This is a genomic window from Planococcus sp. A6, from assembly GCF_028823615.1.
Lineage (GTDB): Bacteria > Bacillota > Bacilli > Bacillales_A > Planococcaceae > Planococcus.
Window position 1 is genome coordinate 1 of sequence record NZ_JAPEHT010000118.1, and the last position, 10,111, is coordinate 10,111.

A 10,111-nucleotide genomic window follows, 5' to 3' on the forward strand; every position below is an offset into this window, starting at 1 on the left:
TTTTTTTAGTCGTCCAATTTAATGATGATGGTATCGCCGACTCTTTGGACAGCGCTGGCTGCAGGCCATGGCTCCATTTCTTTGTATAAGTCGCTTTCCTTAATCTCTTCTCGCTCTTCCGCGCTGGACAAGCCATAGGAATAGCCAAAATAGTTTTTCATCATGCGCTTATAATGGGGGGGGTGAGCCAAGAAACGATCGCCCAGCATGCCCGTCATTTTCGGCACGCTCTCCGGCACTTCTACGGAGCTGACGCTGCTTTCCATTGAGATCCGACCGAGCACCGCCAGTTTGGTGGCTTCTTCTACGCCTTCTGTCTGTTCGATGCGGTCCACGACACGGTTCATGAAGGCGTAGGAACGCTCGTATTTCAAGTTCATATTGAAATAAGAGATGTTGGCGATGATGGCAAAGTTGAAAATGATCAAAGCAGAGATCAACAAGGTGCTCCATGACAAGACCGGTGTGGTGAATTTAACGGGTGTGTAATTATCGTAAAAGACAATCGGCACATAATAGAAGCTGACCAAGGTCATGACCATCAGCATGTGGTAGCTGACATCGGACGACACGAAGTACAAGCTATAAGCCGATATCGGCAAGCTCAGCAATAACACAATCGCTATGCCGAGCAGCCAGCCTTGGCGGTAAATTTTATGGTGGACGGCAAACCAGACGAAGCCGAGTATTATCAGTATAAAGGTGGCAACATTCAACATTTCAAAAAGGTTGACCGGCATCTCCGTGATATATCCGCGGAAGAAAAATTCCTGGAATGATTCTTTGATTAATGTGAAGCGTTCGGATATGGTGATCGACGTATCGCCGATTTCGTTCAAGCCTTGATAATTGGAGATCTTGCCGGCAAAGAAATTGGTGTAGAGCGTAAAAGTGATGCCGTACAGCGCCATGCCGATTCCCGTCGTCATCAAAAAGCGCAAAGCGTAGGTCAAGGTTTTCCGCAAGCTCGATTGTTGCGTGAGGATTTCATTGAGCAACACAACTGTAATCAGTGTGAGGGCGAGAGGCAAATTGGCTTGGTAGACCCCGACGCTGACGAAAAACAGCACTGCCCCCGGAACAAACCCGTAAGTGTATTTCTTGGTGATCACCAGCGACAGGACGGTTGTGAAGAAACCGAGCATATAGGCGTCGGCCGTGAACATATACGAAAAGGTCGATGTAACGGTCGGGAAAGTCACAAGCAATCCGGCGGTTAAAATGATTGACAGTTTTTTGCGCAAGCCGAATAGTTCCGTCAAGGCAGCTGACGTCAGCGCGAGATAGAAAATCGACAAAGCCCCGTTGACCCACGGCAAGTCGAAATAGGAGCTGATGCCGCTAAACGGCGACAGGAAAAAGCGCCCGAGCGAGAACTTTTTTTGTGACATATGGATATTCAACAAGCTGTCGTGGTTCGGGATGGCATTCGTAAACATGAAGAGATGAGTGAGAAAACCTATGATAAGCGCAGCGAAGAACGCAGTCTTCCATTGCGGCTTGATCGCGGTTTTAAGTCGGAGTAATATTTGTTCTGGCATGGAAATCTCCTTTTTTCGGCAATGATGAGGACAGGCAGGGAAAAGCGTTTGGTTGAGATCTCCCTTGCAGCTGCTGGAATCAAACACTGGTATTTTAATTGATTGAAACATTGAGAATTATACCATATATTAGGTAGTAGGAATCTGCAATGCTCGTAATATTTTCCAAATTGAGTCCGAATTGTAGGATTGACTCATCGACTTGTTTCAAAATTATTGCTATTATGATAATATATGACTCCAATAATAAGAAGTGGGTGGAAACGATTAAAAAATTAATTACGATTCTCATACCCGCCTATAACGAAGAAGAAGTACTGACACCGCTTTTGCAGCGCCTGAAGGGTGTGACGGGGAAACTGCCGAACTATAGTTTCGAATTCCTGTTCGTCAATGACGGCAGTACGGACCGGACATTGGAGATGTTGAGGAAAATGGCAAAAGTCCATTCTGAAATCTCTTATGTGAATTTATCGCGAAATTTCGGCAAGGAAGTGGCGATGCTCGCAGGGTTCGACCATATCAATGGAGACGCCGTCATCATCCTCGATGCCGATTTGCAGGATCCCCCTGAGCTCATTCCGCGAATGATCCGTTACTGGGAAAAGGGCTATGATGATGTGTTTGCCAAACGGAATACCCGTGCGGGAGAGACCTGGTTCAAAAAATGGTCCTCCAATTCCTATTATAAGATCCTGCAGAAAGTTTCGAGCATCCCGATCCAGAACAACACCGGCGATTTTCGCTTATTGGATCGCAAATGCATCGAAGCGCTAAAGCAGATGCGCGAGTCCGAGCGCTATACGAAAGGCATGTTCAGTTGGATCGGCTTCAACAAAAAGGAATTGCTGTTCGACCGTGAGCCGAGGGCAGCCGGCACTACCAAATGGAATTACAAGAAGCTGTTCAACTTGGCCGTTGATGGCCTGACATCTTCGACGGTGGCACCGCTGCGGATTTCGTCGTTCTTCGGGATCGTCATCTCGATTTTCGCCTTGTTGTTTATGCTCTTCATTTTCGTCCGCACCTTGGTCTTTGGCGGTTCGGTGCCCGGGTATCCTTCCTTGATGACGGTCATCCTGTTTCTCGGCGGCATCCAATTGATTTCGCTCGGGATTATCGGTGAATATTTGGGGAAAGTGTTCAATGAAACGAAGAAACGCCCGGCTTATTTGATCAATGAGTATTATTCGCCTATCGCGCTCAGAAAAAATGAGCGGCGCCGAGACGGGTGAAGTCCATAGAGTACAATACATGAAAAGCAGCGGTCTCCGAATTGGGATCGCTGCTTTTTTGTGTGATAGCTATGGATGTTAGTTAGTTTGCTTGGCTTTCCTGTACCGTCTTTTCACTGCGCCATACGGGAAGTTGAAAAGAATCAAGCCCAGTCCGACGATTGTCGTGATCCACGGGTAGAGCAGCGGGTACAAGAGCGACGGGTAGTAATAGCCCGGCGGCAAATAGTAATTGATCGGCCCGCTGAAGTCTTCGGTGATCAATTGCGTCTGCAGCTTGGATTTGTTGTCGAAGGTGAACAGTTGTTCCGAGACGGTGCCGTCTTTGGTGATTTTGATGAGCTTGAACTCCCGGTCTTCCATGTCTACATAGCCGGGCATCACTTCGCCGTCGCGGTGGAAGCGCATATCGTAGCCGTTCCGGGAGATCGTGATGGCGAAGAAATCCTTGTCCGTGAACTTGTCTTCCACCGTCCAGTAAGTGATGGCGCCATTATAGCGGTCGAGACCTACGACGGCGAGTTCTTCGTATTCAAGCAATTGGACCGGATAGCCGTTGAGTGTCTCGGCCGTTTCGCCGTTGACGGTGATGCGGATGTCGCTCGGGTGGACCAAATCGTCCCAGGCGTTAAAATACGGCTCGCCCGTTGTGATGTGCGAGGCGCGGATAATGTTCCCTTTGTAATTGGCATCATCTGGCGCTCCCGTATAATCGGTCCGGTGGGCGTTCAACTCGTCGATATCGTAGCGCGTGTCCATTTCAATCTTGTATGCGATTTCCATGAGCATCGGCGTGATAGAGGGAAGCGAAAGTGCCACGAGGATGATGCCGATAATCAGGCGTTTGCGTTTAGGTTGGGTCATGGGGAGAATCCTTTCGTGATGAAAATGATGTCTATGTACAAATGCCTATTTAAAGTATAGCAAGAATACCGTTTGTTGAGAGGTATTCATTGACAAGAACCTGGCTTAATTTTTAATAAATGTAAGAATAGAAGTGCTGGAGTAATATGAAAATTAAATCGAATAGGAAGAAAGATACGAGAATCACAGCATTTCATAGATTTTTGTTGTATAATAGTCCTTACTGATTTTAAAACGCTTTTGGCGGAATGAATTCTCCGTTGAAAGGAAGGACGTGTCTATTTGAAAACTGTATTACGAACGATCATTTTCCTCCTGGTGAGCCTAGGTATACTCGCAGGAGCTGGATATTGGGCGTACAAGAGCTTGACCGCGAGCGACGAGCAGCAAATTTCCAGTGCGGCGGAAGCGGCTGAAGAGGCGCTTGAGCAAGAAGACGTGGAACAATCACCGCAAGACGGTTTGCCTGTTGAAACAGTGGGCTTGAACGAAGCGCAGTTCCAAGTGAAGCTTCACCAGATGACCCACCAAAAAATCGAGGCGTCCAAAAAGAAAGGGGCAATCGAGATGACCCCGGAGCGCATCGATGAAATGCTGAAAATCCTGCGCGCCAACGAAGGGTCGTACGATCAATATGAATTCTATGAAGAGGCCTTGACCGCCTGGGAACAAGGCAAATTCTCCAATGCCGTGAACGTACACAACACCATCTGGGATTGGCATAAAGGCACCGTAGGACGCGCGACAGGCATGATGTCGAAAGAACGCGAAGCCGAGTTTGTGGAGAATAATTTCCGTTGATCAATCCAATACCTTTTGTGAATTCTAGAGTTTAAAAGTTTGTAGGCATCAAAGAGCCATCTGCTCCCAAAAGGGAACAGATGGCTCTTTTTAGAAAAAACTACTTATTCAATTGTTCACGAACCTTGTTGCTGATGACGCCGGTTCCACCGAAGATGATGTAAGTGTTATAAGCACCGAGTTGCTTCGCTGTCGCGGGCGGGAGGACGTCTCTTTGCGCCAAGAGAATCGGGGCATCGTTCTTCGCAGCCAGGACCGATCCGGCAAGTGCATCCGGGAAATTCATGCCTGTTGCGATAAAAGCTTTATCCGAGCCCATTTTCAACTGCTTGTTGACCTGAAGGCCTGTGTCGTAGCGGGTAGTGCCTCCGTAACGTGTGGGATTGGGCAAGACAGCGAATACGTTTTCCCCGACCGCACCGGTACTTCCGATGACATGGGTTTTCGTGGTAGTCGTAAGTGCAGCTGCTGTTTCAGCTGGCAATTTATCGGTTCTCGTCAATAAGATTGGAATACCGTTTTTGGCGGCGTAAGCCGAGACAGATAAGGCATCCGGGAAATTGAAGCCGTATGCGACGACTGCCTCTTTGGAGTCAAGACGCTGTGCGATTAGCGCGGCTGTGTCAAAGCGGTTTTTCCCACCGATGCGTTCGATAGTCATTCCCATTTTCTCGAGCTCTGCTTCGACTCCTAATGAGACTGCGTTTTGGCTGCCGAGGATTATGACTTTCTTCGTGCCGAGACGTTTAATCTCTTCTTTTGTTTCGTTGGGAAGAGTAGCTGTTCTGGTCAAGAGAATCGGCGCGTTCTCTTTAAAAGCTAGTGGACCGCCAGCAAGTGCATCAGGAAAATCATCAGATGTCGCTAGCACTACTTGATCGGACGTTTCCCAACCTTCTTTAGAAATGGCAACTGCGGTGTCAAAGCGGTTGGTCCCCGCAATTCTAGATACAGGTTTACTTGGTTTAGGCTCACTTTCTTTAAAAAGATAGACGGTCTCGTCTCCGTAGCCGTATAAAATAGAGCCATCAAATTTCAATTTGTCGATATACTCCGTTTCAATCGTTTCCAGCAAATCACCATCAGAATCGTAGACGCTTAGTTCATTCAAACCGTTATAGCCTTTAAAGCCAGTTCCATTTCTAAATCCATAGCGTCCGAACGCTTTGCCATTTGCCACAAAAACATTGCCGGAATCGTTGGTTGCCATGTCGAATATATATTCATCATCAAAGGTTTTCTCGAATTGGACTTTGCCATTCATGTCCAATTTCTTCAGGAACGAAAAGACATACTCTTCGTCTATGCCCGCGTAATGTTTAAAATAATAAAATCCATCATCTACAAATTGCCAGTCTTGTTTGTAATGAAAATAATCATCAGATATATAATATTTTTCTTTTAATTGCTTGATGGCTGGAGATTCCAAGTGAAATGTTGTTTTTAAACTGCCATCTTTTGCATAGAACTTATAAATGTCTTCAGTCTCATTGACTTCGTGTAAGCCTAGTTCCCTGCCATAGAAATCTGAATTAACGTTACCTTCCAGGTCCTTTTTATAGAGGATAGCACCCGTTTGCGCGTCGATAGCAAATAATGCATTGCGCCCATTAGTGTTTTCAGTGATTCCAACTGCGTAAAGAACGCCATTTATGGGTCTCAACAATTCTTGGCTTCCATAGCGAGCGGCAAGTGGGAAGGTCCATAAGGTTTTCCCGGTAGATAAGTTGAAAGCTTGAAGGCTCTTTGCATCCTGGATCATTAGGGTGTCCCCTTCGATAAGACCGGACAGTACACTTTTATTAGTTGCTGACATAATACGGGCTCCATGGGAATTTGAAACAGAATAACCACCAGAACCGATGGAAAGTTCATAATCGCTAGTTATCTGGATTTTGGGAGCTTGTGTGACTCCGGTTTTAACTGAATTGAGAAGTTCGCCTGTAGCGGTAGAATAGTAATTTATCTTTCCACTATTGAAATCCATAACGGAAATTCTGTGTTCATTCATGTAGGTTTTTCCAATATCGTAAATCACCCAATTTTGTTCTCCAGTCTTGCTATAGGAGGTGATTTTAACAGATAGGTGGTGGGTATGGGTATAAGCGGTAACAATAACTTGGTCATTAAAGACCTGTAAATCGTAATTTTCATCACCAGCTGGAATTTTGATGATGTCTAATAAACTGCTACTGCTGATTTCAGCTTGTGCAGGTTGAGCTGCTAGTAGAATGAAAGACGTGAGAAAAGCTATGCTCATCCATATTTGAACTATTTTTTTCATTAGTGTGCTCCTCTATCATTTAATGCATAACTGTGATTTGGTCAATATTGAGTTTATTCACCTTTCTTCTTATTACCTTTCCATATTTTTGAAAGATCCTAAATAATAATAATCGATTGTGGAATATAAATAAATATTTATTTTGAAGAACTGTTCAATTTTTGATAATTGATTTCAAGTAAATTATCTAGAGAGGCAAAAGACATGTCACATGTGCATGAAGAGCATGTATTGCTATTTCGATAATGAGCTAAGAGGAGCAGAGCATAATCTAAAACACGTTGAAGATATGGTTTTTATTTCCTAATTATCTAGATAACTGGAATTAATTTCTCGATTTCTGTTTAACCTTTATGACGGAAGGGAATTATTTCATATCTTGAAATAATATAGGGGGAAAGCAGTTGGAAGGATTCTTGCAGGGGATTGCTAATTTTTCAGCATGGATATGGGGCATCCCGCTCATTACATTGTTATTGGTTTCTGGACTTTATATGACGTTTAAATTAGGATTTTTTCAGTTTCGTTATTTCGGTTACATAGTAGGACAGACTTTCGGCAGCATTTTCAGACGGCCAAAAGGCGAAGGAACGGTCACGCCGTTTCAGGCATTGACGTCTGCACTGTCATCGACAATCGGTGCGGCGAATATCGTTGGGGTCCCGGCGGCAATCATGTTCGGCGGACCGGGCGCGATTTTCTGGATGTGGGTCATCGCATTGATCGGCATGGCGCTGAAATTCGCGGAAAGCGTACTGGCGGTTGAATACCGCGAGAAAAACGGCAACGGCGAATTTGTCGGTGGGCCGATGTATTATATGAAGAAAGGCTTGAACATGAAATGGCTCGGTGTCTGGTTCTCGTTCGCGTTGATGATCGAATTGATCCCGAGCATCATGGTGCAAGGGAACTCAATTGCCAATACGGTCGAAGCGACCTTCAGCATTCCCGCTTTATGGACAGGGATTGCGACCGCGATTCTCGTGTCGATCGTCGTCTTCGGCGGCATTAAGCGCATCGGGAAAGTGACGGAGATTTTCGTTCCGTTCATGGCATTGATGTATGTCGGCGGGGCAGTCGTCATTTTACTGATGAACGTGAAAGCCGTTCCGGAATTCTTCATGCTGATCTTCAACAACGCCTTTTCTCCGGCGCCTGTCATGGGTGGATTTGCCGGTGCGGCGATTGTGGAAGTCATCCGCTGGGGCTTTGCCCGCGGACTTTATTCGAACGAAGCAGGACTCGGGACGGCACCGATCGCTCACGCTGCAGCGACGACCGACCATCCTGTGCGCCAAGGCTTCTGGGCCGTTATTGGCGTAGTGGTCGATACATTAATCGTCTGTACAGCGACAGCATTTGTCATCTTGTCTTCCGGCGTGTGGACAGAAGAAGGCGCGATGGAAAATTCATCAGCGTTGACGAGCTTGGCATTTGAAGAGTATTTCGGTGATTTCGGCGCGATTCTTGTGACGATCGCATTGATTTTCTTCGTCTTGTCGACGATTTTAGTTGTCGTGTTCTACGGCGCGAAGCAAGCGGAGTTCTTGTTTGGCACCAAAGCTTCCTATGGCATGCAAGTGGTCTACATCATCGCCGTGGTGCTCGGTGCAGTCGGCGCAGCCGAAGTCATCTGGGGCTTCCTCGACATCATGCTCGCCGCGATCCTGATTCCGAACGTCATCGCAATCTTGTTGCTCAGCAACAAAGTGAAAGACTTGAAGAACGAGTTCTTTACATCGGATGAGTATTACCGGAAGGATTTGAAAGTGAAGAAACGAGCGAAACGCCAGAAAGCCGTTAGAGAAGGGTATGAATCGTAGGCAGGGATTTGTGTTGTCCCTGTGCACGACACAATCTGAGCTGTGTGATTCGCGTGGCGGCGGGATTCTGCTGCTTGGATGTCCCTGTGCGCCACACAATTTAAGTAGCTGGAACGTAATCAAGGGGTTTTTATGCATTATGGGGGTTGAAGGTTTTAGTGTGTTGTCCCTGTGCGTGACACAATTTACAGCATTAGATTCGCATCGTGTGGGGATTTTAATTGTCGGGTGTCCCTGTGCGCCACACAATTAGTCAGAAAAAATTTGAATGTTTATAAACTTTATTGAATAGTCATAATTGATGCTGTCAGAAGAAAACGGCTTTAAGTTGAAGAAAAAAGTTTCAAAAAATCATTATAGCAGTTTACCTTTTAATGGAAACGGGGTGGGGTATTTAAGGAGAGCAGGTTAAAGGAGGAGGCACAAGAAACGCTGGGAACAGTGGGATTAATAAGGTTTTGATTTGCTCAAATTACAGAAGCAAGCTGCTTATTTTCTATTAAAAGTATACAAGAAAAACAAAATATAATCTGAATTATGAGAATTTTCATAGACTACTTTACATATTTTGGCCCTTAATGTAGGTTTATTGTAGTGTTATCAGTTATACGAGGTTTAAATTTTGATAAATAATTGATTTTTAATTATTAATTGGCGGTCGTAAGTAAGAAGTTTTCATGGACAAATCGATTGAATCGAGCGGAGGAATGGTTGAAATGATGGATACACAGCAAGTGGCTTCACCAGACAACAAGACAGCCGAGATGATGGCCGCACAAGCGGTTGAGAAATCGCAGAGTTGCCCGATCGGCAGCGCGCCTGAAATCGAAGGGCATCGAGTTCCTCAGCTGTATATCGGCTTGCCAATGGACCGAGGCGTTTCCGTTCAATTGTATCGGGATGAGCAGGAGGGGCTGAACGAGGCAACGATTCTGCTTTCGGTTGAGCAATTGCCAAGTTTTACGCGAGCGCTCATTGAACACCCGATTTTGCTGCCGACGAGTTATTCACAGCGTTCGTCAGTGGAAGATGGGCAACACGCACTTCGGATTGCTTCGAAAGAGGATTTTCCTGATTTTGTTGAACGCCTGACGGATGCGCTTCATGCGCTCCCGCGAAAAAAGTGAATACGGCAGAACTATCCTTTTCATTTTGAAGAGGAGAGGTATGCATTTATTTTAGCAACAACAGCAATGTTTAAATAATAAGTTGTTAGCCGCGTGATCAATGCTTGTAAGGACCAAAATCGAGGAGGATGAATCGGATGACTGCGATTGTAAAAGAAGAAATGACAATGGAGATCCCGAACAAAACCTATTTGCAAACTTATAAGGAACATATTGACGGCTATAAACAGTGTAAGCTGGAGAAGTTGGCTCCACAGTGGCATGTGCCGGTGGATCGTAAGGCGCTAAAAGTGGAGAGTGGAGTGTAAGCTGTAAGCTGTCCCTGTGCACGACACAATTCGTGTGGGAAGATCCGCGTCGTAGCTTGATTCTGGTGCTTGGTTGTCCCTGTGCACCACACAATTCAATCGTCAAAAAGCCGTGAACTCATTGGAGT

At 45.8% G+C, this 10,111-nt stretch carries 8 protein-coding genes; 5 read left to right on the forward strand and 3 right to left on the reverse strand.

Features of this window, described 5'->3' with window-relative positions; genetic code table 11:
• Window positions 1–5: 5 nt before the first annotated feature.
• Entirely contained in the window at window positions 6–1,541 is a 1,536-nt protein-coding gene (locus ON064_RS14665) for a glucosyltransferase domain-containing protein (RefSeq protein WP_274625352.1), read from the reverse strand.
• 257 nt (window positions 1,542–1,798) lie between these two features.
• On the opposite strand from ON064_RS14665, the gene ON064_RS14670 reads away from it, so the two are divergent.
• Entirely contained in the window at window positions 1,799–2,776 is a 978-nt protein-coding gene (locus ON064_RS14670; RefSeq protein ID WP_241663171.1) for a glycosyltransferase, read from the forward strand.
• A 78-nt stretch (window positions 2,777–2,854) separates the two neighbouring features.
• On the opposite strand, the gene ON064_RS14675 is transcribed toward ON064_RS14670, so the two are convergent.
• Entirely contained in the window at window positions 2,855–3,640 is a 786-nt protein-coding gene (locus ON064_RS14675) for a hypothetical protein (protein WP_274625353.1), read from the reverse strand.
• A 282-nt stretch (window positions 3,641–3,922) separates the two neighbouring features.
• On the opposite strand from ON064_RS14675, the gene ON064_RS14680 reads away from it, so the two are divergent.
• Window positions 3,923–4,441 (forward strand): DUF6241 domain-containing protein, encoded by a 519-nt coding sequence (locus tag ON064_RS14680; protein ID WP_274625354.1) that lies wholly within the window; start codon window positions 3,923–3,925, stop codon window positions 4,439–4,441.
• Window positions 4,442–4,541: 100 nt separating this feature from the next.
• On the opposite strand, the gene ON064_RS14685 is transcribed toward ON064_RS14680, so the two are convergent.
• Entirely contained in the window at window positions 4,542–6,725 is a 2,184-nt protein-coding gene (locus tag ON064_RS14685; RefSeq protein WP_274625355.1) for a cell wall-binding repeat-containing protein, read from the reverse strand.
• 404 nt (window positions 6,726–7,129) lie between these two features.
• On the opposite strand from ON064_RS14685, the gene ON064_RS14690 reads away from it, so the two are divergent.
• The 3 genes from ON064_RS14690 to ON064_RS14700 all read left to right on the forward strand — a co-directional run bounded on the left by ON064_RS14690 (window position 7,130) and on the right by ON064_RS14700 (window position 9,983).
• Complete coding sequence (locus ON064_RS14690; RefSeq protein WP_274625356.1) at window positions 7,130–8,548, forward strand: alanine/glycine:cation symporter family protein; 1,419 nt, start codon at window positions 7,130–7,132, stop codon at window positions 8,546–8,548.
• Between the two features lie 677 nt (window positions 8,549–9,225).
• The gene (locus ON064_RS14695) at window positions 9,226–9,675 is read left to right on the forward strand and encodes a hypothetical protein (RefSeq protein WP_274625357.1); all 450 of its coding nucleotides are present in this window, start codon (window positions 9,226–9,228) and stop codon (window positions 9,673–9,675) included.
• Between the two features lie 137 nt (window positions 9,676–9,812).
• Window positions 9,813–9,983 (forward strand): hypothetical protein, encoded by a 171-nt coding sequence (locus tag ON064_RS14700; protein WP_274625358.1) that lies wholly within the window; start codon window positions 9,813–9,815, stop codon window positions 9,981–9,983.
• Window positions 9,984–10,111: the final 128 nt, after the last annotated feature.